At 72.6% G+C, this 25,209-nt stretch carries 25 protein-coding genes and 1 riboswitch; of the genes, 14 read left to right on the top strand and 11 right to left on the bottom strand.

Annotation, left to right across the window (positions count from 1 at the left end; all coding sequences use genetic code 11):
• Nucleotides 1-89: 89 nt before the first annotated feature.
• The gene (locus tag FDA94_RS31665; protein WP_246060256.1) at nucleotides 90-626 is read right to left on the bottom strand and encodes an ATP-binding protein; all 537 of its coding nucleotides are present in this window, start codon (nucleotides 624-626) and stop codon (nucleotides 90-92) included.
• A gap of 151 nt (nucleotides 627-777) precedes the next feature.
• Here FDA94_RS31665 and FDA94_RS31660 point away from each other — a divergent pair, with 151 nt between their 5' ends.
• The 3 genes from FDA94_RS31660 to FDA94_RS31650 all read left to right on the top strand — a co-directional run bounded on the left by FDA94_RS31660 (nucleotide 778) and on the right by FDA94_RS31650 (nucleotide 2,196).
• Nucleotides 778-1,614 carry a helix-turn-helix domain-containing protein gene (locus FDA94_RS31660; RefSeq protein WP_198169573.1) on the top strand — a complete coding sequence of 279 codons (837 nt, stop codon included), beginning with the start codon at nucleotides 778-780 and terminating at the stop codon, nucleotides 1,612-1,614.
• Entirely contained in the window at nucleotides 1,601-1,834 is a 234-nt protein-coding gene (locus FDA94_RS31655) for a DUF397 domain-containing protein (RefSeq protein WP_137250734.1), read from the top strand. Before FDA94_RS31660 ends, FDA94_RS31655 begins: the two co-directional genes overlap by 14 nt.
• 101 nt (nucleotides 1,835-1,935) lie before the next feature.
• On the top strand, nucleotides 1,936-2,196 hold the full coding sequence (locus tag FDA94_RS31650) for a hypothetical protein (RefSeq protein ID WP_231515285.1): 261 nt from the start codon (nucleotides 1,936-1,938) through the stop codon (nucleotides 2,194-2,196).
• On the opposite strand, the gene FDA94_RS31645 is transcribed toward FDA94_RS31650, so the two are convergent.
• Nucleotides 2,193-2,801 carry a histidine phosphatase family protein gene (locus FDA94_RS31645; protein ID WP_137250786.1) on the bottom strand — a complete coding sequence of 203 codons (609 nt, stop codon included), beginning with the start codon at nucleotides 2,799-2,801 and terminating at the stop codon, nucleotides 2,193-2,195. The genes FDA94_RS31650 and FDA94_RS31645 overlap by 4 nt on opposite strands.
• 68 nt (nucleotides 2,802-2,869) lie before the next feature.
• Here FDA94_RS31645 and FDA94_RS31640 point away from each other — a divergent pair, with 68 nt between their 5' ends.
• A complete protein-coding gene (locus FDA94_RS31640) occupies nucleotides 2,870-3,742 on the top strand; it encodes a Gfo/Idh/MocA family protein (RefSeq protein ID WP_137250733.1) in 873 nt (290 codons plus the stop codon).
• Here the strand turns inward: FDA94_RS31640 and FDA94_RS31635 are convergent.
• The 3 genes from FDA94_RS31635 to FDA94_RS31625 form a co-directional block, all read right to left on the bottom strand.
• The gene (locus FDA94_RS31635; RefSeq protein WP_137250732.1) at nucleotides 3,708-4,955 is read right to left on the bottom strand and encodes an acyltransferase family protein; all 1,248 of its coding nucleotides are present in this window, start codon (nucleotides 4,953-4,955) and stop codon (nucleotides 3,708-3,710) included. The two genes, FDA94_RS31640 and FDA94_RS31635, sit on opposite strands and share 35 nt — an antisense overlap.
• Nucleotides 4,956-5,075: 120 nt before the next feature.
• Nucleotides 5,076-5,720 (bottom strand): response regulator transcription factor, encoded by a 645-nt coding sequence (locus tag FDA94_RS31630; protein ID WP_137250731.1) that lies wholly within the window; start codon nucleotides 5,718-5,720, stop codon nucleotides 5,076-5,078.
• Nucleotides 5,711-6,910, bottom strand: a complete 1,200-nt coding sequence (locus FDA94_RS31625) for a sensor histidine kinase (protein WP_137250730.1) — start codon at nucleotides 6,908-6,910, stop codon at nucleotides 5,711-5,713. Before FDA94_RS31625 ends, FDA94_RS31630 begins: the two co-directional genes overlap by 10 nt.
• Nucleotides 6,911-6,932: 22 nt before the next feature.
• A riboswitch (cobalamin riboswitch) is annotated at nucleotides 6,933-7,066 on the top strand.
• Between the two features lie 72 nt (nucleotides 7,067-7,138).
• Here FDA94_RS31625 and FDA94_RS31620 point away from each other — a divergent pair.
• The 3 genes from FDA94_RS31620 (at nucleotide 7,139) to FDA94_RS31610 (ending at nucleotide 9,954) form a co-directional block, all read left to right on the top strand.
• Nucleotides 7,139-8,086 (top strand): helical backbone metal receptor, encoded by a 948-nt coding sequence (locus FDA94_RS31620; RefSeq protein ID WP_137250729.1) that lies wholly within the window; start codon nucleotides 7,139-7,141, stop codon nucleotides 8,084-8,086.
• An 87-nt stretch (nucleotides 8,087-8,173) separates the two neighbouring features.
• Entirely contained in the window at nucleotides 8,174-9,181 is a 1,008-nt protein-coding gene (locus FDA94_RS31615) for a FecCD family ABC transporter permease (protein WP_137250728.1), read from the top strand.
• Nucleotides 9,178-9,954 carry an ABC transporter ATP-binding protein gene (locus FDA94_RS31610; RefSeq protein WP_137250727.1) on the top strand — a complete coding sequence of 259 codons (777 nt, stop codon included), beginning with the start codon at nucleotides 9,178-9,180 and terminating at the stop codon, nucleotides 9,952-9,954. Before FDA94_RS31615 ends, FDA94_RS31610 begins: the two co-directional genes overlap by 4 nt.
• Here FDA94_RS31610 and FDA94_RS40755 read toward each other — a convergent pair.
• Complete coding sequence (locus FDA94_RS40755) at nucleotides 9,944-11,584, bottom strand: serine/threonine-protein kinase (RefSeq protein WP_246060255.1); 1,641 nt, start codon at nucleotides 11,582-11,584, stop codon at nucleotides 9,944-9,946. The genes FDA94_RS31610 and FDA94_RS40755 overlap by 11 nt on opposite strands.
• Entirely contained in the window at nucleotides 11,581-13,044 is a 1,464-nt protein-coding gene (locus FDA94_RS31600) for a S1C family serine protease (RefSeq protein WP_137250726.1), read from the bottom strand. The genes FDA94_RS40755 and FDA94_RS31600 overlap by 4 nt, the downstream gene beginning before the upstream one ends.
• 194 nt (nucleotides 13,045-13,238) lie before the next feature.
• Here FDA94_RS31600 and FDA94_RS31595 point away from each other — a divergent pair, with 194 nt between their 5' ends.
• Both FDA94_RS31595 and FDA94_RS31590 read left to right on the top strand, forming a co-directional pair.
• Nucleotides 13,239-14,387 carry a sensor histidine kinase gene (locus FDA94_RS31595; protein ID WP_137250725.1) on the top strand — a complete coding sequence of 383 codons (1,149 nt, stop codon included), beginning with the start codon at nucleotides 13,239-13,241 and terminating at the stop codon, nucleotides 14,385-14,387.
• Nucleotides 14,384-15,049 (top strand): response regulator, encoded by a 666-nt coding sequence (locus tag FDA94_RS31590; RefSeq protein ID WP_137250724.1) that lies wholly within the window; start codon nucleotides 14,384-14,386, stop codon nucleotides 15,047-15,049. The genes FDA94_RS31595 and FDA94_RS31590 overlap by 4 nt, the downstream gene beginning before the upstream one ends.
• On the opposite strand, the gene FDA94_RS31585 is transcribed toward FDA94_RS31590, so the two are convergent.
• A complete protein-coding gene (locus FDA94_RS31585; protein ID WP_137250723.1) occupies nucleotides 14,992-15,693 on the bottom strand; it encodes a hypothetical protein in 702 nt (233 codons plus the stop codon). The two genes, FDA94_RS31590 and FDA94_RS31585, sit on opposite strands and share 58 nt — an antisense overlap.
• Before the next feature lie 172 nt (nucleotides 15,694-15,865).
• On the opposite strand from FDA94_RS31585, the gene FDA94_RS31580 reads away from it, so the two are divergent.
• From FDA94_RS31580 to FDA94_RS31560, 5 genes are read left to right on the top strand one after another with little or no spacing between them, the layout of a single operon-like run.
• Nucleotides 15,866-17,893, top strand: a complete 2,028-nt coding sequence (locus FDA94_RS31580; protein WP_137250722.1) for a DUF6421 family protein — start codon at nucleotides 15,866-15,868, stop codon at nucleotides 17,891-17,893.
• A 2-nt stretch (nucleotides 17,894-17,895) separates the two neighbouring features.
• Nucleotides 17,896-18,558, top strand: a complete 663-nt coding sequence (locus FDA94_RS31575; RefSeq protein ID WP_137250721.1) for an SDR family NAD(P)-dependent oxidoreductase — start codon at nucleotides 17,896-17,898, stop codon at nucleotides 18,556-18,558.
• Nucleotides 18,548-19,594, top strand: a complete 1,047-nt coding sequence (locus FDA94_RS31570; protein WP_137250720.1) for a threonine aldolase family protein — start codon at nucleotides 18,548-18,550, stop codon at nucleotides 19,592-19,594. The genes FDA94_RS31575 and FDA94_RS31570 overlap by 11 nt, the downstream gene beginning before the upstream one ends.
• Nucleotides 19,595-19,627: 33 nt before the next feature.
• Nucleotides 19,628-20,296, top strand: coding sequence for a response regulator transcription factor (locus FDA94_RS31565; protein ID WP_137250719.1), 669 nt, complete (start codon nucleotides 19,628-19,630; stop codon nucleotides 20,294-20,296).
• Nucleotides 20,297-20,338: 42 nt separating this feature from the next.
• Nucleotides 20,339-20,758 carry a response regulator gene (locus FDA94_RS31560; protein ID WP_137250718.1) on the top strand — a complete coding sequence of 140 codons (420 nt, stop codon included), beginning with the start codon at nucleotides 20,339-20,341 and terminating at the stop codon, nucleotides 20,756-20,758.
• Here the strand turns inward: FDA94_RS31560 and FDA94_RS31555 are convergent.
• The 3 genes from FDA94_RS31555 to FDA94_RS31545 form a co-directional block, all read right to left on the bottom strand.
• Nucleotides 20,644-22,071, bottom strand: coding sequence for a phytoene desaturase family protein (locus FDA94_RS31555; protein WP_137250717.1), 1,428 nt, complete (start codon nucleotides 22,069-22,071; stop codon nucleotides 20,644-20,646). The genes FDA94_RS31560 and FDA94_RS31555 overlap by 115 nt on opposite strands.
• Entirely contained in the window at nucleotides 22,064-24,028 is a 1,965-nt protein-coding gene (locus FDA94_RS31550; protein ID WP_137250716.1) for a sensor histidine kinase, read from the bottom strand. Before FDA94_RS31550 ends, FDA94_RS31555 begins: the two co-directional genes overlap by 8 nt.
• A 5-nt stretch (nucleotides 24,029-24,033) precedes the next feature.
• Nucleotides 24,034-25,209 (bottom strand): ABC transporter permease (locus FDA94_RS31545; protein ID WP_137250715.1); only part of this gene is annotated, 1,176 nt, incomplete at its 5' end.

Raw genomic sequence — 25,209 nt, 5'->3', positions numbered from 1 at the left:
GCGTGGTGAATCTGCCCGGTGACTCGTCGGCCAAGGGGCGCCCCCGCGCAGTCCGGGCTACACGGGGACACCCCTCGGCCGGCGAGGGACTACCCCAGGACGGCCCAGACCGCCTTGCCGTGCGGGGAGAGGGGCGACCAGCCCCAGCGCATGCTGATCGATTCGACGATGTGCAGCCCGAGGCCGCCGGGTTCGAAGGGGTTGGCCTCGCGCATGACCGGGGTGGCCGAGCCGGGGTCGGTGAGCGCGCAGGTGACGAACCCGCCGCGCCGGATGAGGGCGAGCCTGATCACCTCGCGCCGGTGCCGGTGGCCGATCTCCAGGCCGTGGCGCAGGGCGTTGGTGGCCAGTTCGGAGACGACGAGCTCCATGCCGTCGCACATGTCGCCGAGTTCCCAGCCGGTCAGCGTGCCGGTCGCGAAGCTGCGGGCGCTGTGGACCGAGTCCGCTTTGGGCGGGAGGACGAATGTGGCGGCCTGCGTGGGGGAGACGGCAGGCGGAAGGTCGCGCGCGGGTTCGGGCCACCAGCCGACCGGGGGCCACCAATCGAGTGCCGACCATTCGAGGACCGATTGCACGAGATCATGATGGGGCACGGTCTCGTGCATGTGCAACAGCGGATGCACGTGCAGATGGTCGTTGCAGGCGCTACGGTTACCCAAAACGACCCTGGGACGAAAGGGGCGATCTTTGACAGACTGTAGTTCAGTCCACATACCGGAGGAATGACTCGTGTCCATCGACCCGCCAGGTTCCGGCTCCACCGTCCGGCGCATCATGCTCGGCGCCAGTCTCCGGAGGCTGCGCGAGGAGCGGGACCTCACCCGCGAAGAGGCCGGATTCCACATCCGGGCCTCCGAATCCAAGATCAGCCGGATGGAACTCGGCCGGGTCGGATTCAAGACACGAGATGTCGAAGACCTGCTCACCCTGTACGGCGTCGTCGACGACGCCGAGCGACGGCAGCTCCTGGAGATGGTCCGGGAGGCCAACACGCCCGGCTGGTGGCACAAGTTCGGCGAGGTGCTGCCGGGCTGGTTCGTCACCTTCATCGGCCTGGAAGAGGCGGCCAGCGTGATCCGCACCTACGAGGTGCAGTTCGTGCCCGGCCTGCTCCAGACGTCGGCGTACGCCCGCGCGGTCATCCGGCTCGGGTTCCCCGACGCGGCCGATGACGAGATCGAACGCCGCGTGCATGTGCGGATGCAGCGACAGGAGCGGCTGGCCCATGCGGGCGGCCCGCGCCTGTGGGCGGTCATCGACGAGGCGGCGCTTCGCCGGCCCATCGGGGGGCCGAAGATCATGCGCGAGCAGATCGAGCATCTGCTCGACGTGGCCCGGCTGCCCAACATCACCCTGCAGGTGATGCCGTTCCGCTTCGGCATGCACGCCGCCGAGGGCGGGGCCTTCACCATCCTGCGGTTTCCGGAGTCCGACCTTTCGGACGTGGTCTACGTCGAGCAACTCTGGGGCGCTCTGTACCTCGACAAACGCGAGGACATCGATCCGTACCTCACGGCCATGGAACAGCTCTGCGTGGAGAGCACCACGCCGGGCGGGACCAGGGACCTGCTCGATGATCTTCTCAGAGAGAAAGTGTATGCAGACTTATAACGGGATGCCCGCCACCGACCTGAACGGGGTTCAGTGGCGGAAGAGCCTGCACAGCAACTCCACGGGCAACTGCGTGGAACTCGCGGAGCTGCCCGACGGCGGGGTCGCCGTCCGCAACTCCCGGTTCCCCGAGGGGCCGGCGCTCATCTACACGCGCGACGAGATCCGCGCGCTGGTGCTGGGGGTCAAGGACGGGGAGTTCGACGGTCTGGTCGCGTAACGCCGTTTCAGCTCGAGTTTTAACACGAGGTTCACGCACTTAACGGCTTTGGGCCAGGTGTGTAACACGGGTCCGGCAGCATGGATCCCATGCTGGACCAGATGACCTTGTATCCCGTCGCCGACGACGTGCTCTTCGCACCCGGCGGCCGGGTCGTGATCAGGACGTACGGTGTCGCCTCGGCGGCCGATCCCCATGACGGCAAGCCGCGGCCGGTGGCGTACCGGACGTGGGTCACCGGGGTCCGTGACCAGCCCCGCTACTGGCGCTGGGGACACTTCGAAGACGCCCGCCGGGGACACCGCAAGGTCCTCGAATGGCTCACCGGGCGCGGACCGCAGCCCGCGCCCGTCAACTCCTAGACCGGGTCCTCGTCGATCGGGGAGTTCCAGCACAGGACGACCCGTTCGCCGTGCTCGTAGCCGAGTGAGCAGTAGGTGCCGGTGTCGAGCCGGAGCAGCCTCCCTTCGGAGGCGGGCAGGCCGAGCCAGCGGGCCGCCAGCACCCGCAGGAAGTGGCCGTGCGCCACGAGCAGCACCGAACTGTCCTCACCGGTGAGCGCGTCGACGGCCCGGGTGATCGCCCGGTCGGCGCGCTCGCCGACGTGGTCGACGCTCTCACCCGGGTGGGCCGAGTCGCCCGGGATGACGCCGTCGCGCCAGATGTACCAACCGGGGATCGACTCCCTGATGGTGGCCGTGGTGACGCCCTCATAGCCGCCGTAGTCCCACTCCCACAGGTCGGGGTCGGTCTCCCACTCGGTGAGCCCGGCCAGCTCGGCCGTCTTCTCGGCCCGCTGGGCCGGGCTGACCAGCACCAGCTCGAAGTCGCGGCCTCCGACGACGGTGTTCAGGGCACGGGCCTGCGCCTCGCCGTGGGGGGTCAGCGGGATGTCGGTTCGCCCGGTGTGGCGGCCGGCTCTGCTCCATTCGGTCTCGCCGTGGCGCAGCAGGATGATGTTCACCAGCCCCATGATTCCCGGTATCCGGTCGATAGTCTCTGATCGCGTACGTGTCGCGACAAAGGGGACAGCAGATGGAACCGGTATCTGTGGGGCTGATCGGAGCCGGGCCGTGGGCCGGCATGATCCACGCGCCCAAGCTCGCCGCCGGGCCGGACACCCGGCTGGCCGGGATCTGGGCCCGCCGCCCCGAGGCCGCGCGCGAGCTCGCCACCAGGCACGGCACCCGCTCGTTCGAGCTGCTCGACGAGCTCTTCGACCACTGCGACGCGGTGGCGTTCTGCGTGCCCCCGGGCGTGCAGGCCGAGCTCGGGGTGCTGGCCGCGCAGGCCGGCAAGGCCCTGCTGCTGGAGAAGCCGCTGGCCGACAGCCTCGACGGCGCCCGGCGGCTCGCCGACGCCGTCGCCGAGGCCGGCGTGGCGACGCAGATGGTCTTCTCCTTCCGGTACGCCACCGCGACCACCGCCTTCCTGGAGAAGGCCGCCGGGATCGAGCCGTTCGGCGGATACGCCGCCAACATCGGGGGAGCGCTGCACGGCGGCCCGTTCGCGACGCCGTGGCGGCTGGAGCGCGGCGCGATCCTCGACGTCGGCCCGCACATGCTCGACCTGCTCGACGCGGCGCTCGGCCCGATCGCCGGGGTGCGCGCCCACGGCAACTCCCTCGGCTGGGTCGGGCTGCTGCTGGAGCACGAGACGGGCGCGGTCAGCGAGGCGTCGCTGACCATGGCCGCCACCGGCGACCTGCCCGACGCCCGCGTCGAGGTGTTCGGCCGGAAGGGGTCGGCCACGCTGTTCGGGGCCATGCTGGGCGACGACGCCTTCGAGCGGATGGTCGCGCAGTTCGCCCAGACGGTGCGAAGCGGCGGCGGCCACCCGCTCGACGCGGCCCACGGGCTGCGCCTCCAGCGGATCATCGCGGAAGCGGAACGGCAGCTCTCCGCCTGAGCAGCAGAGCCAGCCCCAGGGCGAGCGCGGCGCTGCCTGCGGCCGGGACGAACGTGCCCGGCGTGAACCCGGTGACGGTCAGGGTGAGCAGCCCGGCCGCCGACAGGCCCACGGCCGCGACCGTCCGGGCCCGGGTCGGGCTCGCCGGGGGAGCCGCCTCGAAGCGCGCCATCAGCGCCGTCAGCACGGCCAGCACCAGCGCCAGCCAGCCCAGCCAGACCGGCAGCAGCAGCCACCACGTCGCCGACCACGGCTCGGGGGTCCGCGCGCCGAAGCCGAGGAACGCGACGCCGCCGACGGTGATGAGCGCCGTCATGTGCCAGAGGTAGAAGGTCATCATGCGGGGCGCCAGCCAGGCCAGCACCGGCGCGGGCAGCGCCCGGTTCAGCCGCTCGCGGGCCCACAGCGCCAGGCCGAGCTGACCGGCGAAGACCGCGAGCATCACGGCGCTGGGCGGGGCCATGTTCGACGGCATGCCCGGCATCCCGATCATGCTGGCCGGGTAGGGGCCGGCGACCACCATGGCCGCCGTCGCCGCGAACCCGGCGGCCGCCAGCCCCAGGGCCTTGCGGCCGGTCAGGCGGGCGAGCCTGCCCTGGGCGTACAGGAACCCGATCTGGTGGACGGCGAGCCAGACGAACACGACGTTCAGGTATCCGGCGGCCTCGAACCCGGAGAACCGGAGCGCGTCGACGGCGAGCGCCCCGGCGGCGAACGCCGGGACCAGCACCCCCGCCCGCACCCGCGACAGCAGCGGCGTCGCGACGACGGCGAGCAGGTAGACGGCGAGGAACCAGAGCAGCTGGCCGACCAGCCGCGAGGCCACCTCCAGCGGCTGCGCCGGCACGCCCAGCGCGCCGAGCAGGTAGGGCAGCGGCAGCCACACCGCGATCAGCGGCAGCACCGGCCAGCCGAGCCGCACCACCCGCTTGCCGATCCACTTCTCGGCGCTCTGCGGCCGGGACGTCCAGCTCAGGTAGTTGGCCGCGCCCCCGGCGAAGAACACCAGCGGCATCACCTGGCTGACCCACGTGACCAGCGGCGCCGACGCCAGCGCGTTCCCGGTGACCAGGTCGCCGCCACGGTCGAGCAGCACCGGCATCGACCAGTGCTGCACCACGACGAGCACCATGCCGAGCACCCGGACCACGTCGACGAACGGGTCGCGCGGCGAGGCCACGGGATGGACGGGATGGGGGTGGGTCATCGACATGGGGGGCCGCCTTCGGGGGGAATCGAGTCCCCTTGAGCCTCCCGAGAACGGCCGCCGAAGTCGGTCCCGCGGGCACCCGACTTGATCGTCGGCCTCCGCCACCCCGGGTGGTGGTGCTGGCTACACCCCGCTCAGATAGGCCAGGACGGCCAGCACGCGGCGGTGGCCGCTGTCGCTCGGCGGCAGGCCCAGCTTGGCGAAGATGTTGCCCACGTGCTTGTGGACGGCCCGTTCGGTGACCACGAGCGAGGCCGCGATGTCGGCGTTGGAGCGGCCCTCGGCCATCAGCGACAGGACCTCGCGCTCGCGCGGGGTGAGCGAGTCGATCGGGTGGGCGTGCCGGCGGACCAGCAGCTGGGCGATGACCTCCGGGTCCATCGCGGTGCCGCCCTTCGCCACCCGCTCCAGCGCCTCGACGAACTCCGACACCCGGGCGACGCGGTCTTTCAGCAGGTAGCCGATGCCGCCGCCGCCCCCGGCCAGCAGCTCGGTCGCGTAGGTCTGCTCGACGTACTGGGACAGCACCAGGATCGGCTGGCCGGGGTGGACGCGGCGGACCTCGACGGCGGCGCGCACGCCCTCGTCGCGGAAGGTCGGGGGCAGCCGGATGTCGACCACGGCGATGTCGGGGCGGTGCTCGTCGACCGCCGCGTGGAACTTGTCGGCGGTGCCCACGGTGGCGACCACCTCGTGGCCCTCGGTGTTGAGCAGCAGCGTCAGGCCCTCGGCCAGCAGCACGCTGTCCTCGACGATGATCACTCGCACGGCAGCTCCACCCGCAGCGTCGTCGGCCCGCCGGGCGGGCTGGTCAGTGTGGTCACCCCGTCGAAGGCGCTGACCCGGCGGCGGATGCCGGCCAGGCCCGATCCGCCGTCTTCGTCGGCGCCGCCGCGGCCGTCGTCGGTGACCTCGGCGGTCAGCCGGTTCTCCGTACGCCGGACGACGATCGTCGCCTTCGTGGCGGAGCTGTGCCGGGCCACATTCGTCAGCGCCTCGGCGATCACGAAGTAGGCCGCCGCCTCGACCGCCGCCGGGAGCCGCCCCACGTCGGCCGTCTCGGTCTCGACCGGCACCGGCGAGCGGGCCGCCAGCGCCGCGACCGCGCCCGGGAGGCCCCGGTCGGCCAAAATCGGCGGATACATGCCGCGGATGATCTCACGCAGCTCGGTCATCGTCTCCTCGGTGCTCTGCCGGGCCTCGGTGATCAGCGCGGCGGCCTTGCCCGGGTCGGTGGCCAGGACGCGTTCGGCGATGCCGAGCCGCATCGCGATGGAGACCAGCCGGGCCTGCGCGCCGTCGTGCAGGTCGCGCTCGATGCGGCGCAGCTCGTGGCCGTGCGCGTCGAGCGCCTCGGCGACCCGCTCGGCCAGCCGTACGTGCTGCGGCGTCGCGAGCAGCGACCTGGCCAGCTGCGACAGCCCTTCGGCGACCAGCGGCACGACCCGGAACCCGGCGGCCGCGACCAGCGCCATGAACAACGGGACGGTGAACGCCACCGTCGCCCAGGAGTCGAGCGCCCACGGCAGGTAGATGTGGTGGTCGGGCCCGAACGCGTCCCACCACAGCGGCAGCGACAGCGCCCAGCCGAGCGCGCCCCAGAACGCGACCGCCGGGATCGCGCCGAACGGGCCGGTGACCACGTGCTGGGCGAGGAAGGCGAGGTCGCGCCAGGTCTGCGGATCGCCCATCACCACGCGCACCCGCGCGAGGACGCCGCCCCTGATGGGGTGGTAGGACGCCGTCACCGGCGTGCCGAGCCACGCCCCCGCGTTCCGCCGGGCCAGCGACGCGACGGCCCGGTTCAGCCGGATCGCGAAGGGGAGCAGGATCAGCCCGAGGTAGGTCGCCGAGACGACGAGGGTGAAGAAGGTGACGGCGAGGGCCAGCAGGCACAGGGGGACGAGGAGAAGTCCCAGCAGAAGCCGCCCGGTCGCCGTGACGGTCCGCCGCACCATGCGGTCAGCATAGCCTCACGTTTCCGGCAAAGAGGCTGTTGGTAACCTATGGGGCGCGTGACGCCGCAGCGAAGTCCGGTGTGAACCCGGCGCTGTTCCCGCAACTGTGATCCCTCCTCCGAGGGTGAGCCAGGTCGCCTGCGTCGTCGCCGACGTCGTCCGCCCTCGTGGAAAGGGTGATCCGTCCCCGGGTCTCTCGTTTCCCGGCAACTCCTCCGGAGGAAACTCGTGAGGCCCCTTCGCACGGCCATCGCGGGCGTGTTGCTGGGTGTCACCCTGCTGTCCGGCTGCGGCAGCAATGACACCGCCACCCCCGCCCCCGCCCCCCTCGCCTCGGCCGCCCCGGCCGCTTCGAGCGGCCCCTTCCCGGTGACGGTCCAGGCCGCCAACGGCCCCGTGACGATCCCCGCCAAGCCGCAGCGGATCGTGTCGCTGTCGCCCACCGCCACCGAGTCGCTGTTCGCGATCGGCGCGGGGCCGCAGGTCACCGCCGTCGACGACCAGTCGAACTTCCCCGCCGAGGCCCCCAAGACCGACCTGTCGGGCTTCAAGCCCAACGTCGAGGCCATCACCGGGCGCAACCCCGACCTGGTGATCGTCTCCAACGACCTCGAAGGCGTGGTCGCCGGGCTCGGCAAGGTCGGCGTGCCGGTGCTGGTGCTCACCGCCGCCACCGAGATCGACGACGCGTACGCCGAGATCGAGAAGCTCGGCACCGCCACCGGCAACCGGGCCAAGGCCGACGAGGTCGTGGCCGGGATGAAGCAGAAGCTCGCCGACCTGGCCGCCGCCGCCCCCAAGGCCGAGCTCACCTACTACCACGAGCTCGACGTCACCCCCTACGCCGCCACCTCGACCACCTTCATCGGCCAGATCTACGCCCTGTTCGGCCTGGAGAACATCGCCGACGCGGCCCCCGACGCGGCCGGCGGCTACCCCAAGCTCTCGGCCGAGTTCGTCGCCAAGGCAGACCCCGACCTGATCTTCCTGGCCGACGTGAAGTGCTGCCGGCAGAACGCCAAGGCCCTGGCCGAACGGCCCGGCTGGTCCGGCCTGAAGGCCGTCGAGAACGGCGACGTGGTCGAACTCGACGACGACGTCGCCTCCCGCTGGGGCCCCCGCGTGGTCGACCTGGCCGAGGCCATCGGCGCCGGGGTGGCCAAGGCCGCGGGCTGATGTCCCGGAGCTTCACGGCCGAGGTGCAGGCTGGTCGGGCGGACCCGTGCCGGGGCTTCTTCGCGCCGGATCCAAGGCGGCGCGCTGATGCGTAAGGGCGTGGTCTTCGCGGGGGCCGCTGTCGTACTGGCCGCGTGCATGGCCGCCGGGCTCATGGTCGGCGCGGCCGGGCTGCCCCTCAAGGGGGTGCTGCTGGCGCTGGCCGACCGGCTGCCGTTCGTGTCGGCCCACTCCGGGCTGACGCCGCTGGAGACCGGGGTGCTGTTCGAGCTGCGGCTGCCCCGGGTGCTGCTCGGCGCCATGGTCGGCGGGCTGCTCGCGGTCGCGGGCGCCGGGTACCAGGGCGTGTTCCGCAACCCGCTGGCCGATCCCTATCTCCTCGGGGCCGCCGCGGGGGCCGGGCTGACGGTCACGCTGGTCATCGTGGCCGTGGGCGACGGGGCGGCGGTGCCGCTCGCGGCGTTCTGCGGGGCGGCCGGCGGGGTGCTGCTGGCCTACGGGCTCGGGCACACCGCCACCCGGGGCGGCGGCACCGCGACGCTGGTGCTCGCGGGGGTGGCGGTGACGTCGTTCCTGACCGCCATCCAGACCTTCCTCCAGCAGCTCAAGGTCGAGGAGCTGCAGCGCGTCTACGCGTGGATCCTCGGCGACGTCGGCGGCGGGTGGGAGCAGGTCGCCATGTGCGCGCCCTACGCCGTGGTGGCCGCCGCGATCCTGCTGCTGCACGGGCGGCTGCTCGACGTGCTGTCGGTCGGCGACGACGAGGCGAGCGCGCTGGGCGTGCGGGCCGGACGGGTGCGGCTGGTCGTGCTGGTCGCGGCCTCGCTGGCGACCGCCGCCGCCGTGTCGGCCGGCGGGCTGATCGGGTTCGTCGGCGTCGTGGTGCCGCACGCCGTCCGGCGGCTGGCCGGGGGCTCCTACCGCGTGGTGCTGCCGCTGTCGCTGCTGGCGGGCGGGGCGTTCCTGGTGACGGCCGACCTGATCGCCCGGACCGTGCTGGCCCCCGCCGAACTGCCCATCGGGGTGGTCACCGCGTTCGTCGGCGCGCCGTTCTTCGTCACCATCCTGCGCGCCACCCGGAAGGTGGAGACGTGACCGTCGAGATCACCGACGTGGGCGTGGACCTCGGCGGGCGGCCGGTCCTGCGCGGCGTCACCGCCACCGCCCGCGAGGGCCGCTGGCTGGCCGTCATCGGGCCCAACGGGGCAGGGAAGTCGACCCTGCTCAAGGCCGTCATGGGCCTGCTGCCCCACACGGGGCTGATCACCGTGGGCGGCCGTCCGGTACGCGACCTCGCGCCCCGCGACCGCGCCCGGGTGCTGGCCTACGCGCCGCAGAGCCCGCTGCTGCCGCCCGACATGACCGTCCACGAGTACGCCCTGCTGGGGCGGACGCCGTACATCCCCTATTGGGGGCGCGAGAGCGCCCGCGACACCGAGACCGCCCGCGCGGTGCTCGACCGCCTCGACCTCACCGGCCTGGCCGCGCGGCCTCTGGAGCGGCTCAGCGGCGGCGAGCGCCAGCGGGTGGTGCTGGCCCGCGCGCTCACCCAGCAGGCGCCCGTGCTGCTCCTCGACGAGCCGACCACGGCCCTGGACCTCGGTCACCAGCAGCAGGTGCTGGAACTGGTCGACCGGCTGCGCCGCGACGACGGCCTCACCGTCGTCAGCACCCTGCACGACCTCACTCTGGCCGCCCAGTACGCCGACGACCTGCTCCTGATGAGCGGCGGCACGGCCGTGGCGGCCGGCGGCCCCGGCGAGGTGCTGACCGAGGACCTCGTCACCCGTCACTTCGGCGCCCGCGTGAGCATCGGCGCCGGACCGGCCGGGCGGCCCGTCGTGCACCTGCGCCGCCCTACTGGGTGAACTTCACGCTCGAGATGATCGTGGTGATCATCGTGTCGTCGCACTTGGCCGTCGGGCAGAAGAACGTCATCAGCGCCGACGGCTGGCCGGTCCGGGTCACCAGGAAGCTGCGGAAGTCGAGCCGCCCCGCGCCGGCCGCGTCGCTCAGGAAGCCGCTGACCTTGAACCCGGGCTGCCCGCCCACCGACGTCGGCTCGGGCGCGCCCGGGATCGACACCACGCCGGGCAGCGTCGCCTGGAGCCCGGCCTGCACCGACTCCAGCGCGTCGCCGGCCGAGATCGTGTCGGTGGTCTGGGCGATCACGCCGCTCGACTTGTCGGGGGAGCCGGTGATGATCGGGTTGACCCCCGACCAGTCGGGGTTGCCGGGCACGCTGAACAGCGCGTCGAAGGCGTCGGCCGAGGCCGCGATGGTGACGTGCTGGTCGGAGTAGTCCTTGCGGGTCCAGGTGGACGGGTAGTCGAAGCTGTAGGGGGCCGCGACGTTGCCCGGGAACGTGTTCCATGACGCCTGCCCGTCGCCGCCGCTCTGGCTGACGATGTAGACCGCGCCCGCCGCGATCAGCCCCAGGGCCAGCACCCCGCCGACCACCGGGACCAGCGGGAACTTCTTCTTCTGCGGCACCCCGGCCGGGGCCGTCGCCACCTGCGACACCCGCGAGGGGTGGGAGGGGTGCGACGGATGCGTGTAGGGCGGGTTGGAGATCGGGTTCTGGTAGACGGTCCCCGGAGGCGTCGAGGGCCACGACTGCCGCGGGCCCGACACCGGGCTGGGGAAATCGCCCTCGGTGCCGCTGATCGCGTCGCGCAGGGCCGAGACGAACGCCGTGCACGTCGGGTAACGGTCGAGCGGCGACTTCGACAGCGCCCGCGACAACACCTGGTTCACCGTGTGGGGCAGGTCGGGCCGGTAGGGCGTCAGCGGCGGCGGGTCGTGGGAGACGTGCGCGTAGAGCAGCGCGAGCTCGGTGTCGCGCTGGAACGGCGGCAGCCCGGCCAGGGCCTCGTAGACGACGCACGCGAAGGCGTAGCCGTCGGCGCGGCCGTCGACCGGCAGGCCCCGGATCTGCTCCGGCGCGACGTAGCGCGGGGTGCCCATGAAGTGGCCGTGGCTGGTCAGGCCGGTGTCGGCCGAGGAGCTCTTGGTCAGGCCGAAGTCGGTCAGGTAGACGTGGTCGTTGCCGGTGACCAGGATGTTGGCCGGCTTCACGTCGCGGTGCACGAGCCCGTTCGCGTGGGCCTCGTCGAGGGCCGAGGCGATCTGCGAGAACAGGTGGTTGGCCCGCGCCACCGGCAGCGGGCCGTTGGACTGCACCAGCTTGCGCAGGTCGCTGCCGCCGTCGACGTAGCGCATCGCGATGAACAGCATCCCGTCGTGCTCGCCGGCCTCGTAGATCGGGATGATGTGCGGGTGGTCGATCGAGGCCACCAGCCGCGACTCGCGCACGAACCGGTCGCGGAACCGGCTGTCCTCGGCGAGCTGCGGGGCCAGCACCTTGAGCGCGACCGCGCGGCCGAGCCGCTGGTCGCGCGCGCGGTAGACGGTGGCCATGCCGCCCCGGCCGACCACCGCCTCGATCGTGTAGTCGCCGATCCGCTGCCCCACCAGCGCCGGCAGTTCGGCGCTCATGGCGCGTCCGACGGATGACCGCAGAAGCCGCAGAACCGGTGGGCGTGGCCCAGCCGCATGCCGCACTGGGTGCAGAACTTCTTCGACGTCCCGCCCGGGTTCGAGCCGGGGTTGGAGACGTGCGGCTGACCTCCCGCAGGGGAGATGTCCATGACGGGCTGCCCGGGATTCGGAGTGCGGTAGACCTCCGTCTGGGCCGGCCATGACGTGACCAACGCGTGGTTCTCCCCCGATGTGTCCTGCTGGTCCACCCCGTTGCGCCGGCGCCGCAGCAGGAACGGCACCGACCCGGCCATGACGGCCCCCACGAGCACGACCCCCCCGGTGATCCAGATCCACGACGCCACCCCCGGCGAAGGCGCCGGGACGGCGACGGGCGAGGGCTTCTTCTTCGCCGCGTCTTCGGCGGTGTTGGCCTTGGCCTTCGAGACGCGGAGATAGTCGAGCGCCACGGCGTGGTCCTGCCGCAGGGTCAGCACCTGCTGCAGCACCGGCGCCGCGTTGGCGTAGAGCTTGTTGTGGTAGGCGGCGAGCGCCTGTTCGTAGACGACGTCGACGGGTCCCCGGCGGGGCGTCACCCCGGCCGCCACCAGGGCGGTGCGGATCTCGTCGACGGGCGTCACGGTGGCGGGCAGGCTGCCGCCCCCCGACAGCACCCCGACCACCTCGCTCTTGCGGTCGTCGATCACCGCGGCGCCGATCGCGCCTGCTTCGATGAGTTTGTCGATTTTGTCACGTTCCGCCGCTTTGAAGTTGCGGCTGCCCGGCGGGTCGAAGTGGGCCGTGTCCATCTTCGGCGGCGCCTTCGCCGACGGGCGGGTGGCCAGCGTCATGACGTCGACCGACTCGACCTCGGCGCCGATCGTGGTGCCCATCGGCACGGTCGGCAGGTTGTTCTTCGGGCCCGCGTTGACCTTCAGCACCGCCGGGGCCGACGGCGTGTCGCCCGCCGACAGCACCTCGGCCGCGAGGCCCTCGGGCAGCGCCGGGTCGAGGTAGGGGAAGGCGGTCACCTTCGTCTCGACCGTGGCGTTGCAGGTCGAGTTCTGGGTGCGCGGCGGATAACAGGCCTGCAGGCGGATGTTGAGGTCGGGGTCGTCGACCGTGTGACGGTCGAAGTCGGCCGGGACGTCGACCTTGAAGTACTCGGCGAAGACCCGGTTGGCGGCGTACACCTGCAGGTCCTTGTCGGACCGGACGACCTGGGTCGCCGTCACGATCACGCCGTCGGGCGTGACGGTGAATCCGCTGCCCGTCGCCAGTTCCACCTCGTATTCGCGCTCGAAGCGCTGAAGACGGGCGCGGTCGTCGATGAGGGTGACGGAGACCGTGGACTCGGACTCCACCCGGACGGCCCCCGGTGTGACCCGGTCGGTCGATCCGCTGGGGTGGGGATGCAACAAGGGCATGCCCAGGACACCGAGGGCACCGAGCCCCGCGATGACTGCCAGGCGGGGCATGTCCGCCTCCTTACCGATGAACGACGAATTCCAGCGTCTCAGTGGCCGGAAACCCCGGCAAGGGTTCACACGGTCACCGAAACTCATCTGATACCGGCCAAGGATCACGCCAAGGCTTGCATTTCACTTGCAATCGGATCGAAGGTGGCGACCTGCCGCTTCGCGGGGCGACCAGGACACACTAATCTGCCACCATGGCCCTCCGCATCCCCGCGCCCTCACGGAGCGACCTCCTCATCGGCGCCGCCGTCGCGGCCGTCGGCATTCTTGAGGCCTTCACCTCCGCGACCAGCTACGGCGCAGCCCAGAATCCCGAGCTCTGGTGGATCCCGCAGGCCCTGATCGCCGGCGGTCTGCTCTGCTTCATGCGCGGAGCGCCGATCCTGGTGTTCGTCGGCACGGTGCTGCTCCAGTTCCTCTGGCACCGCCAGGGATACGAGGCCTGTCAGGTCCACCAGCTGATGGCCCTGCTCATCGGCTTCCACGGGCTGGGCGCGCGGCTGAACCTGCGAAAGGGCGGCCCCTGGGCCGGAGGCGGAATCCTGATCTTCGACGTGGGCGCGGTCGACATGCGGGTGCTGCCGATCTCCGAGGCGATCTACCTCACGGTCATGTTCGGCTTCGCCTATCTGACGGGCGTGGCCGTGCGGGCGTGGCTGGTGCGCGCGCAGCGGGCCGCGAAGGAGGCCGCGCTGGCCGAGGTCGAGCGGGAGCGCCGGGCCGCCGAGGCGGTCGCCGCCGAGCGCAGCCGGATCGCCCGCGAACTGCACGACGTGGTCGCCCACAGCGTCAGCATGATGGTCATGCAGGCCGCCGGGCTGCGCCGCGCGCAGGGCGGCGAGAACCCCGTGCTGACCGGCATCGAGCAGGCCGGCCGCGACGCCGTCAACGAGCTGCGGGTCATGCTGGGTGCGCTGCGGATGCCGCAGGACGAGGCGCTGCCCCAGCCCGGCCTCGACATGGTGCAGAACCTGATCTCCACGGTCAGCAACACCCCCCTGACGGTCACCCTGACGGTCGCCGGCGAGCCGGTGCGGCTGGCTCCCGGCCTCGACCTGTCGGCCTACCGGATCGTCCAGGAGGCGCTCACCAACGCGGTGAAGTACGCCGGTGAGGCCGACGTACAGATCAAGATCACCTATCACCCGCTCTCGGTCACCCTGGAGGTGACCGACAACGGCAGGGCCACCGGGACCGACGGGCTGTCGACCGGCAACGGCCTCATCGGCATGCGCGAGCGGGCCGAGCTGTTCGGCGGCACGCTCGACGCGGGGCCGCGTGAAGAGGGCGGGTTCCGCGTCTGCGCGGTGCTGCCGACGTCCCCGGGAGTTGTCCTGGTATGAGCGAGAACATCAGGATCGTCCTGGCCGACGACCAGGCCATGATCCGGGCCGGTCTCCGCATGGTGGTGGAGAGCGAGCCGGGCATGGAGGTCGTGGGCGAGGCCGCCGACGGCGTGGAGGCCGTCGCGGTGGCCCGCCGGGTGCGGCCGGACGTCGTCCTGATGGACATCTCGATGCCGCGCATGGACGGCCTGACCGCCGCCCGGCAGCTGCTCGAAACCCCCAGCCCGCCCAAGGTCATCATGCTGACCACCTTCGACACCGACGAGAACCTCTACGCCGCCCTCAGGGCCGGGACCAGCGGCTTCCTGCTCAAGGTGTCGCCGCCCGAGCAGCTCGTGGAGGCCGTCAGGGTGGTCGCCGCCGGCGACGGGCTGCTCGACCCGGCGGTCACCACGCGGGTGATCGCCTCCTTCGCCGGCCGCCACGAGCCGGTCCGGCCGCCGCAGCTCGCCGAGCTGACGCCGCGTGAGCTGGAAGTGCTCCGCATGCTCGCCAAAGGCCTCACCAACGCCGAGATCGCGAGCGCGCTCTTCGTCGGTGAGGCCACGGTCAAGACCCATGTCGCGCGGGTGCTGATGAAGCTGAACCTGCGCGACCGCGCTCAGGCGGTCGTGTTCGCGTACGAGTCGGGTGTGGTCACGCCCGGGGCCGTCGGGTAGTAGGAGATCCACTCCGCGTCCGACATGCGCAGGATCTTGACGCCCCAGTAGCCGAAGGCGATCACCGGGACGCCCCAGGTGAACAGCGTGACCGGGCCGTACTCCAGGACGAAGCCGACCCACCAGCCGATCAGGATCAGGATGGTCGTCCAGAGCGGGGCGAACTTCGCCCGCCACAGGGCGATGGCGACCAGGCCGGCCCCGATCGGGCCGAAGAACAGCCACGGCATCTGGAAGCCGAAGACCACGCCGGGCAGGTTGAACATCTCGTCGAAGATCTTCGCGGCCTGCTCGGGGGTGTTGTGCTGCCCCAGGTACCACTCGACCGGGTCGACCATCAGCAGCGCCGACAGCGCCAGGAAGCCGATCACGGCCATCGTCCCGCCGATGTGGGCGAGCACCGCGCCGCGCTTACGGGCGAAGTGCAGGACGCCGATCAGGGCCACCGGGAGCAGCATCCACGACCAGTGGTACAGCGCCGACTGGAGCTGCGCCATGGCCGGGTTGTCCTGGTAGCTCACCGACTCGCGGATGTCGCCCCACGTGCCGGGGTCGACCACCACCGCGACGAACTGCAACAGCGGCGAAACGATCAGCAGGAGACCGGTGGCCCAGCGCCGGAAGCCGGTTGTGCTCTTGAACATCTCTCGAATCCCCCTCGGGTATCTCTCAACGCGGCGGACGTTACGGACCCGGGACGCGGGACAACGTCCCTAATGAGGGTGATTCGGTGTCACTCCAGAGAGTGACTTGCGGTTACATCCGGACATTGGCATATATTTTTCGTCAAGAGGTATCGATAGCAGGAGAAATTTCATGACTGCGTTCCCTAAGGTGCTGTTCGACGAGGGCCACAGCGAGGCATGGACGATCCGGCGCGACGTCGCACAGGCGATGAACCCCGGGCATCCCGACGACAACTCCTACGCCCGTGCGGCCGACCTTCTCCGCCGGTTGGGGCACCAGGTTTCCGCCCACACGGACGGGACACTTGTCCTCGACGGGCAGGACGTGCTGGTCATCGCCCATCCGTCGGCCCAGCGCTGGGAACGCACCACCGGCCTCGGCAGCCCCGAGTTCACGCCGGAGGAGATCGACGCCGTCGAGGCCTTCGTGGCGGCCGGGGGAGGGCTCGTCGTCCTCGCGGAGGAGGAGCAGGAGAAGTACGGCACCAATCTGGGTGACCTGCTGTCCCGCTTCGGCGTGAGGGTCGTGCACACGACCGTCCAGGACCCGGCGAACCGGTTCAACAACGTGGCCTCCTGGGTGCTCGGCGAGCCGGTGCGCGCCTCGATCGACGGGGCCGACGTGCTGGCCGGGGTGCAGCGGGCCTGCTTCTACCGCGCCGGCGTCCTGGACGCCCCCGGCGCGACCGCCCTGTTCCAGACGTCGGGGAGCGCCACCCCCGCGAACGCGCCGCTCGCCGTCGCGCTGCCGTTCAAGGCGGGCCGGGTCGTCGTGGTCGCCGACTCCGACCTGTTCGGCGACGACTCGATCGGCGACCTCGACCACGCGCGGCTGTGGGGCAACCTCGTGACCTGGGCGGCCCGGTCGCCCGAGACCGACGCGGCCGCCGCCGAGGGCCGGCCGGAGTTCGGCGCGCTCAAGGAGGCCGTCGAGGCGCTGCGGCCGTACACGGAGAAGGACGGCACCTTCACCGGCGACACCGCGCTGATCAGCCGGGTCGCCGCGGAGGTCGCCGAGCTGGCCCCCCGGTTCCCGCACGACGAGGTCTACCTGTCCGAGGTGCGGAAGGACCTGGCGAAGTGGGCCGAGACCGGCGGGAAGCCCGACTTCCTCGACTCGCTCAACGCCTTCCACCCCGACGAGCAGCGCGTCGACGGGCTGGAGCACCTCGTGGTGTTCCCGATGTACACCCAGAACGGCAACCCGAACCGGAACCTGGAGGCGGTCTGGATCAGGACCGTCTGGCCGCAGTGGCTGGCCGACCTGGAGGCCGGGGGCTACGACAACCCGATGTTCGTGCCGATCGCCTTCGAGGACTTCACCGCCGGGTACGACACCAACTCCGCCGTCCTGTTCCCGGAGACCGTGGTGGTCAGGGAGACCCCGCCGCGCTTCACCTGGGGCGGCATCTTCTGCGACCGCGAGGCCGCCCGCTTCCGCATGGTGACCGACGCCGCCGCCAAGACCCTCAAGCTCGACCTGCCGCCGGACGCCGCCCGCCTGGTCGCCTCCCAGGAGCTCGCCCAGGAGACCTTCACGATGTGGGACCTGGTGCACGACCGCACCCACTCCCACGGCGACCTGCCGTTCGACCCGTTCATGATCAAGCAGCGGATGCCCTACTGGCTCTACTCCCTGGAGGAGCTGCGCTGCGACCTGACCGCGTTCGGCGAGGCCGTGAAGCTGGAGGCCGACGGCGTCCCGCACGCCCGCTACGTGCAGCTCGCGATCCTGTTCGACCGGCTGTTCCGCTTCCCGGTCACGGGCGAGCGGGTGCGCAACTACGACGGGCTCGGCGGCCAGCTGCTGTTCGCCTTCCTGCACCGCAACGACATCGTCCGGTGGACCGACAACCGCCTGTCGATCGCCTGGGACCGGGTCGCGGGCGGCGTCGCCGACCTGCGTGCCGAGGTGGAGAAGCTCTACCGCGACGGCATCGACCGCTCGAAGCTGGCCCACTGGATGGCCGCCCACGACCTCGTCGCCGCCTACGTCGCGCCCCACCCGGCCTCTAAGTGGGCCAAGCGGGACCTGCCGGAGGAGCAGAAGGCCATGGTGGACGCCGTCCTGCCGGACGAGTTCCCCCTGAGCATGTTCTACGAGGCGCTGCGACGTAAGCTCGCCGACGTGATCGAATCGACGAAGGGTGTCCACTGACGATGAGCCGCGTCATTCTGGTTCTGGGCGCGGGCGGTCCCGCCGGGCGGGCCGTGGTGAAGAAGTTCACCGACCTCGGCGACACCGTCGTCGGGGTCGACCGCTCGGGCGCCGACGGCTGCCTCCCCGTCGACCTCCTCGACCTCGCCCAGGTACGCGACCTGGAGGCCCGCGTGCGCGCCGAGCACGGCCGCGTCGACGGGATCTTCCACCTGGTCGGCGGCTGGCGCGGGGCCAAGACGTTCGCCGAGACGCGCCTCGACGACTGGGCCGACCTCAACGACCTGCTGGTCCGCACCCTCCAGCACGTCACGCTCGCCTTCGAGCCGCTGCTGAAGGCGAGTGACGACGGCCGGTTCGCGATCGTGTCGGCCAAGGCCGCCGAGGCCCCCACGCAGGGCAACGCCTGCTACGCCGCCGCCAAGGCCGCCTCCGAGGCGTGGACGCTGGCCTTCGCCGACGCGCTCAAGAGCAGCGGCGCCGCCGCCTCGATCGTCGTGGTGACGGCGCTGGTGCACGACGCGATGCGCAGGGCCGCGCCGGACAAGCCGTTCCGCAACTTCACCGACGTCGCCGACCTCGCCGACGCCCTGGCCGGTCTGTGGGACCTGCCGGTGACCGAGGCCAACGGCCTCAGGCTGGATCTGACGGCCCATGGGAACTGACGCGGTCAGGCGCCACGATCCGGCGCTGAAGGGCTTCGCCAGCGACAACTACGCCGGCGTCCACCCCGAGATCCTCGACGCCGTCGCCCTCGCCAACGGCGGCCACCAGGTGTCGTACGGCGACGACGTCTACACCTCCGCGCTGCGGAACGTGTTCCGCCGGCACTTCGGCGAACGGGCCGAGGCCTACCCGGTGTTCAACGGCACCGCCGCCAACGTGGTGTCGCTGCGCGCGATGTGCGGGTCGTGGGAGTCGGTCATCTGCGCCGACACCGCCCACGTCCACGTCGACGAGGGCGGCGCGCCCGAGGTCGTCGGGTCGCTGAAGCTGCACACCGTCAGGACGCCCGACGGGAAGCTCACGCCCGACCTGATCGACACGCAGGCATGGGGGTTCGGCGACGTCCACCGGGCCCAGCCCCGGGTGGTGACGATCACCAACGCCACCGAGCTCGGGACCGTCTACACGCCCGGCGAGATCGCCGCGATCACCGAGCACGCCCACGCGCGCGGGATGCTCGTGCACCTCGACGGGGCGCGGCTGTGCAACGCCGCCGCCGCGCTCGACGTGCCCCTGCGGGCGCTGACCACCGACGTCGGGGTCGACGTGGTGTCGTTCGGCGGCACCAAGCTCGGGCTCATGCTCGGCGAGGCCGTGGTCGTGCTGAACCCCGACGCGGTGCGCGGGCTGCCGTACATCAGGAAGACGAGCATGCAGCTCGCCTCCAAGATGCGGTTCGTGTCGGCGCAGTTCGAGGCGCTGCTCGCCGGGGACCTGTGGCTGCGCAACGCCCGCAACGCCAACGCGATGGCGGCGCGGCTGGCCGAGAAGGCCGACCTGATCCCGCATGTCACGGTGACGCGGCGGCCCCAGGCCAACGCGGTCTTCGCCACCCTGCCCGGCGAGGTGGCCGACCGGGTCCGCAAGGACTTCCCCTTCTACACGTGGAACCAGGAGACGGGCGAGGTGCGGTGGATGTGCTCGTTCGACACCACCGAGGAGGACGTGGACGCCTTCGTCGCCGCGCTTGGCTGAGGCAGATTCCCCACGCGGGATAACCTTGCTCCCGTGCCGTTACGGGTCGTGATCGCCGAAGACAATCTCCTGATGCGCGAGGGCGTGGAACGCGTGCTCTCCCGCGATCCCGATCTGACGGTCGTGGCCGCGTGCGCCGACCTCGGCGGGCTGCTCGCCGCCGTCGAGGAGCACCGGCCCGACGTCGTCGTCACCGACGTCCGCATGCCGCCGACGTCCACCGACGAGGGCATCCGGGCCGCCACGAAGCTGCGCGCCGGGTCGCCCTCGACGGGCGTCGTGGTCCTGTCGCAGTACGCCGAGCCGTCCTACGCCACGATGCTGCTGGCGGGCGGCAGCGCCGGGCGGGCCTACCTGCTCAAGGAGCGGGTGGGCGAGCCCGGCCAGCTCGTCGAGGCGGTTCGCGCGGTGGCGCGCGGCGGGTCGGTCATCGACCCGGTCGTCGTCGAGGGGATCCTGGCCGACTCGCTGCGGCGGCGCTCCTCGCCGCTCGCCGCGCTCACTCCCCGTGAGCGGGACGTGCTGGCCCAGATCGCCCAGGGCAAGAGCAACGCGGCCGTCGGCGAGACCCTCTACCTGAGCGAGAAATCGGTGGAGAAGCACATCAGCGTGGTCTTCGCCAAGCTCGGGCTGGAGGCCGCCCCCGAGGTGAACCGGCGGGTGCTGGCCGTGCTGCTCTACCTGTCGGAACAGGAGGGGTAACACCCTTAGCGACGGGCGCCCCATGAGCCACCATGGGTTGCCATGGGGTCCGTCGAAGTTCTCATCGTCGACGACCAGGCGCCCTTCCGGGCCGTCGCACGGCGGCTGGTGGCCCTGGTCGCCGGCTGGCGCGTGGCCGGCGAGGCGGAGTCGGGGGAGGCCGCCGTCGCCGAGGCGGCCCGCATCCGTCCCCACGTGATCGTGATGGACATCAACCTGCCCGGCATCAGCGGGGTCGAGGCCACCCGGCGCATCCTGGCCGGGCAGCCCGGCGTCACGGTGGTGCTGGTGTCCACGTACGCGGCCGAAGACCTGCCGCCCGACGCCGCCACCTGCGGGGCGGCGGGCTACATCCGCAAAGAGGACCTGACCCCCGCCCGCCTGAGGGCGCACCTGGCCGCCATCAGCCCGCCCATGCCGTGGACGCCCGCCCCCGGCGGGGTCGACGAGGAGCAGAGGTAGACGCCCTCGATCGGGGTCCGCCACGGCTGGAGCGAGGGCACCGGCCGGCTGACGAACTGGAACAGGTCGGCCGCCCCGCCACCGATGTCCCCGCCGACGTAGTTGGCGTCGTGGCTCTCCAGCGCGGCCGGGCCCATGACGTGGCGGGCCAGGACCAGGTCGCGGAAGCCCGGCGCGAAGCGCTCGATCTGGGCCTCGATCGCATCGGTCATGTCGCCGTCGTAGCCGTTCGGTACGTGGCAGTAGGCCCACAGGGTGCGCTTGCCCTCCGGGGCCCGCGACGGGTCGGGAGGCTGCACCAGGAGGACGTAGGGGCGGTCGCAGACCCGTCCGCGCACCGCAGCCCGCTCGCTCGCGGCGATCTCCTCCAGGGTGCCGCCGAGATGGACCGTCCCGGCCGCCCCCACCGCCGGGTCACGCCACGGGACCGGGCCGTCGAGCGCCCAGTCGACCTTGAACACGCCCGGCCCGTAGCGATACCGCCGCATTCTGCGGGCGTAGGCCTCGGGCAGGTCGGCCATCTCCGCGAACTGGCGCGGGGTGACGTTCAGCAGGACCGTCTCGGCCTCGGGGAGCTCCTTCAGCGCGGTCACCCGGTGGCCGGCGACGGCCTCGCCGCCCAGTTCCCGCAGCCGGGCCACCATCGCGTCGGCCATCACCTGGGAGCCGCCCTCCACCACCGGCCAGCCCACCAGGTGGGCCATCGCGGCCAGCATCACGCCGTATCCGGCGGAGATGGGGCTGCGCAGGTCGAGCATCGAGTGGGCGGCCATCCCGGCCAGCGCGGCGCGGGCCCGGGGCCCTCGGAACAGCGTCTTGGCCGCGGTCGTGGCGGGGAGGGCGCCGGCGAGGCCGTAGCGGACCAGCGCCAGGGGCGCCTTCGGCATGCCGAGGGGCGCGAGCAGGGTGTCGACCAAGGGGAAGCCCGCCCTCGCGGTGGCGCCCACGGTGGCCAGGTAGGCCGCGCCGTCGCGGCCCAGTTCCGCCGCCGTCCGCTCGGCCGAGCGGTGGATGAGCACGGCGGGGCCGTCGTCGAGCGGGTGGGCGGCCGGGATCTCCGGGTGGACGGGCCGCACGCCCAGGCCGGGCAGCCGGTCGCGGAGCGCGGGGGAGGCCAGCGCGGTCGCGATCACGGTCGCGCAGACGTCGTGCGTGAAGCCGGGCAGGGTGAGCTCGGCGCTGCTGCGCAGGCCGCCGCCGAAGGTCGGGGCCGCCTCCAGCAGCAGGACCCGGCGGCCCGACTCGGCCAGCTCCAGCGCGCCGGTCAGGCCGTTCGGGCCCGAACCGACGACGACGGCATCGAACTCAGGCATGTGGGATCTCCCCGCGGATCGTGGTGCCGGCGCCGAGCGCCGAGTCGACGGTCAGGGTGCCGCCGATCGCGCCGAGCCGGTCGCGCATGTTGACGAAGCCGTGCCCCTCACCAGCGGATTCGAACCCGGCGCCGTCGTCGGCGACGGTGAACCGCAGCACCTTGTCGTCGGCGGTGATCTCCACCTCGACGGCCGCGTCGGCCCCGGCGTGCTTGCCCGCGTTCTGGATCGCCTCCAGGCAGCAGAAGTAGACGGCCGCCTCGGTCTCCTCGGAGAACCGCCGGGGCAGGTCGACGGCGACCGCGCACGGCAGCGCCGACCGCCGCGCCGCCGAGCGCATCGCCTGGTCGAGGCCGTGGTTGCGCAGCAGCGGCGGGTAGACGCCGTGGGCCAGCTCCCGGACGGCCGCGATGGTCCCCTGCACGTCGTCGCGGAGCTCGGACATCATCGCGCGGGCGACGTCGGGCTCCTCGGCGATGATCTCCCCGGCCAGGCTGAGCTTGACCGACAGGGCGACCAGGTGCTGCTGGGCGCCGTCGTGCAGGTCCCGTTCGATGGCGCGGCGGGCGGCGTCGGCGGAGGTCACGATGCGCAGGCGGGAGGCCTGGAGTTCCTCGTTGCGGCGGCGCAGCTCGTCGAGGCTGGCCTGCAGCGCCGAGTCGAGCCGCATGTTGTGCAGGGCCAGGCCCACCTGGCGGGCCAGCTGCACGAGCACCTGGTCGTCGTTCTCGGAGAACGGCGGGGCGTCGGGCGGGCGGCGCACCACGATCATGCCGAGGAGCTCGCCCAGGTGGGCGGCGGGCGCGACGCGGACCAGGCCGCCGCTCTCCGGGAGCATGCCGGGCAGCCAGATGGCCAGCCACGACGGGCCGCCGATCCGGGTGCGGCCGACGATGACGCGTTCGCGGTCGTTGAGGGTGATGCGCTCCGGCGGCAGGTCGGGCACGCTGACCGTGCGCTGGAGCACGCCGTCGGAGCCGACCCAGATCTCCGCGCCCGCCGGGGCCATCGCGGCCTTCAGCGACTCGGCCAGCTGGAGCAGCAGCTCGTCGAAGGGGACCGCGCGGCTCATGCGGGCGCCGAAGGTGGCCAGGATCTCCTCCGGCGGCACCCCGCCCCGGCCGGTGATCGCGCGGGCGGTGTGCAGGAGGCGGTTGCGCACCGGGATGGCCAGGATCGCCACCACCAGCGCCGCCGCCATCGAGGAGACCAGCAGGTCGCGCTCGCTCTCGGCCGGGAGGCGGCCCAGGCCCAGCACCACCACCAGGTAGACGCTGGCGATCATGACCGCGAACCCGGCGACCACCACCGCCTCCAGCAGCGCCTTCTCCCCGACGTGCGCGGTCGGCGGCAGATGCCCGAACAGGGCGCCCACCGGCACGATCACCAGCGCCCCGACGAGCCACGCCATCGGGGTCTCCGGCACCCCCAGCAGCAGGTGCAGCCCGATGATCACGGCGCCCGCGGCGGCGGCGAGCAGCAGCGCGGCGCCGGTCCACTGGAGCGCCGCCCGCTGCCGGGGCGAGGCCGGGCCGCAGCGGGCCACGATCGCGATGGTGCCGATCCCGGCCGCGACGACGGCGGCGGCCCCGTAGCCGCCGGGGGAGACCTCGACCAGTAGCGTCAGCGCCAGCCCGGCCAGCGCGCCCAGGCCCGTGACGATCCGGCGCGGCAGGCTGCGCAGGCCGCCGTCGGGTAGGGCGAGGGCGAATCCGAGCCACCCGGCGATGGCCAGCGGGACCGCCTGCGGCCAGACGGCCGCCGCGCCCTGGAGGACGGCCACCAGGCCCGCCCACCGGGCGACGGCGGGCCGTCCGGAGGCCAGGCACCCGGCGGCGGCGATCACCCACCCGGCGGCCACCACGGCGCTGGCGGTGTCGGCGGTGTCGTTGAACCCGGCGCCGAGCGTCGCCAGCGCGGCGACGCCCCCGACGGTCGCGGTGAGGACGCGGTTCATGTCGATCACTCCGCTCGCAGGAGAAGCCCGGCCGGCAGCCGGGCGGCGGTCCGTCCCGGCCACGCGGCCAGCAGGTTGGCGATCAGCAGGGCCACCGGCCCGACCAGCAGCAGGGCCCAGGCGGCCACCGGGGGGACGTACAGCAGCGGGGTGGCGTCGGCGGTGACGCGCCAGACCACCCGGCCGGCGGCCGGCCCGAGCGGGACGCCGAACGCGAGCCCGGCCACGGCCAGCAGGGTGGCCTGGGTGGCGACGGCCAGCCGGGCCTGCCCCCGGGTCAGCCCGAGGGCGCGCAGCACCGCCAGGTCGTGGGCCCGCCGCCGGACCGCCGTGGCCAGCGCGTGCCCGACCGCGCCGGCCCCCAGGACCGCCAGGAAGACGGCCAGCGCGATCGGCAGCACCCGGTGCCGGCGGAGCTCGCTCAGCTGGAAGGGCGGCTCGACCTGCTGGAGCGGCACGTCGGGCTGCCCGAACGCCGCCGTGACCCGGGCCTGCAGCGCGGCCGGGTCGGTGCCGGGCCGGACCGTGATCAGGACCTCGTGGGTCTTGAACGCGTCGAACAGGGCGTGCCAGGTGTCGTCGGCGACCCAGCCGCCCGACGCGTAGGTGTTGTGGCTGGCCTCCGGCACGAACCCGATCCCGGTCACCCGCAGCGCCGCCGGGCGGGTGCCCATGAGGGTGACCGTGTCGCCGACGGCGGCCCCCAGGTCCCGCGCGCTGTGCGGCGCCAGCATGACCTCGCCCGCCTTCTCCGGCGGCGCCCCCTCGATCGTCACCACCCGCACTCCGCCGGGCTGACGGGAGAACAGCGGCACCGCCGTGCCGCCCGAGACGGCCACGCCGAGGCGCGTGTCGGTGAAAGCGGCGACGGCGGGATCGTCGCGGAGCGCGCCCAGCCCCCGCGCGACCACCTCGGCGGGCACGAGGTCCACGCGGCCGTCGCCCAGCGGCAGGACGAACTGGTGGGTCTGCCCGAACGCCTCCGGGTTCCGGCCGGTCTCCTCGACCCCGGCGGCGAACGTGAACGCCGCCAGCACCCCCAGCACGCCGGTGACCGCGCCCAGCAGCGCGGGCCGGACCGGCACCCCGTCGCGGCCGGGCTCCAGCGCGAACCGCGCGCCGACGGCGATCGGCACCGGCAGGCCGAGCCGGGCGATCCGCGACGCCCGCAGGGGCCGCCG

The organism is Herbidospora galbida, from assembly GCF_005233835.1.
GTDB classification, from domain to species: Bacteria; Actinomycetota; Actinomycetes; order Streptosporangiales; family Streptosporangiaceae; genus Herbidospora; species Herbidospora galbida.
The sequence above is the reverse complement of the archived record's forward strand: the minus strand, read 5'-3'. Positions and strand labels throughout refer to the sequence as shown.

Bases quoted from the DNA above. Each gene is read 5' to 3' on its own strand.
- FDA94_RS31660 (WP_198169573.1), top strand. From the start codon at position 778: ATGCTCGGCGCCAGTCTCCGGAGGCTGCGCGAGGAGCGGGACCTCACC.
- FDA94_RS31655 (WP_137250734.1), top strand. From the start codon at position 1,601: ATGCAGACTTATAACGGGATGCCCGCCACCGACCTGAACGGGGTTCAG.
- FDA94_RS31650 (WP_231515285.1), top strand. From the start codon at position 1,936: ATGACCTTGTATCCCGTCGCCGACGACGTGCTCTTCGCACCCGGCGGC.
- FDA94_RS31640 (WP_137250733.1), top strand. From the start codon at position 2,870: ATGGAACCGGTATCTGTGGGGCTGATCGGAGCCGGGCCGTGGGCCGGC.
- FDA94_RS31635 (WP_137250732.1), bottom strand. From the start codon at position 4,955: ATGTCGATGACCCACCCCCATCCCGTCCATCCCGTGGCCTCGCCGCGC.
- FDA94_RS31625 (WP_137250730.1), bottom strand. From the start codon at position 6,910: ATGGTGCGGCGGACCGTCACGGCGACCGGGCGGCTTCTGCTGGGACTT.
- FDA94_RS31615 (WP_137250728.1), top strand. From the start codon at position 8,174: ATGCGTAAGGGCGTGGTCTTCGCGGGGGCCGCTGTCGTACTGGCCGCG.
- FDA94_RS40755 (WP_246060255.1), bottom strand. From the start codon at position 11,584: ATGAGCGCCGAACTGCCGGCGCTGGTGGGGCAGCGGATCGGCGACTAC.
- FDA94_RS31600 (WP_137250726.1), bottom strand. From the start codon at position 13,044: ATGCCCCGCCTGGCAGTCATCGCGGGGCTCGGTGCCCTCGGTGTCCTG.
- FDA94_RS31595 (WP_137250725.1), top strand. From the start codon at position 13,239: ATGGCCCTCCGCATCCCCGCGCCCTCACGGAGCGACCTCCTCATCGGC.
- FDA94_RS31590 (WP_137250724.1), top strand. From the start codon at position 14,384: ATGAGCGAGAACATCAGGATCGTCCTGGCCGACGACCAGGCCATGATC.
- FDA94_RS31585 (WP_137250723.1), bottom strand. From the start codon at position 15,693: ATGTTCAAGAGCACAACCGGCTTCCGGCGCTGGGCCACCGGTCTCCTG.
- FDA94_RS31580 (WP_137250722.1), top strand. From the start codon at position 15,866: ATGACTGCGTTCCCTAAGGTGCTGTTCGACGAGGGCCACAGCGAGGCA.
- FDA94_RS31575 (WP_137250721.1), top strand. From the start codon at position 17,896: ATGAGCCGCGTCATTCTGGTTCTGGGCGCGGGCGGTCCCGCCGGGCGG.
- FDA94_RS31570 (WP_137250720.1), top strand. From the start codon at position 18,548: ATGGGAACTGACGCGGTCAGGCGCCACGATCCGGCGCTGAAGGGCTTC.
- FDA94_RS31560 (WP_137250718.1), top strand. From the start codon at position 20,339: ATGGGGTCCGTCGAAGTTCTCATCGTCGACGACCAGGCGCCCTTCCGG.
- FDA94_RS31555 (WP_137250717.1), bottom strand. From the start codon at position 22,071: ATGCCTGAGTTCGATGCCGTCGTCGTCGGTTCGGGCCCGAACGGCCTG.
- FDA94_RS31550 (WP_137250716.1), bottom strand. From the start codon at position 24,028: ATGAACCGCGTCCTCACCGCGACCGTCGGGGGCGTCGCCGCGCTGGCG.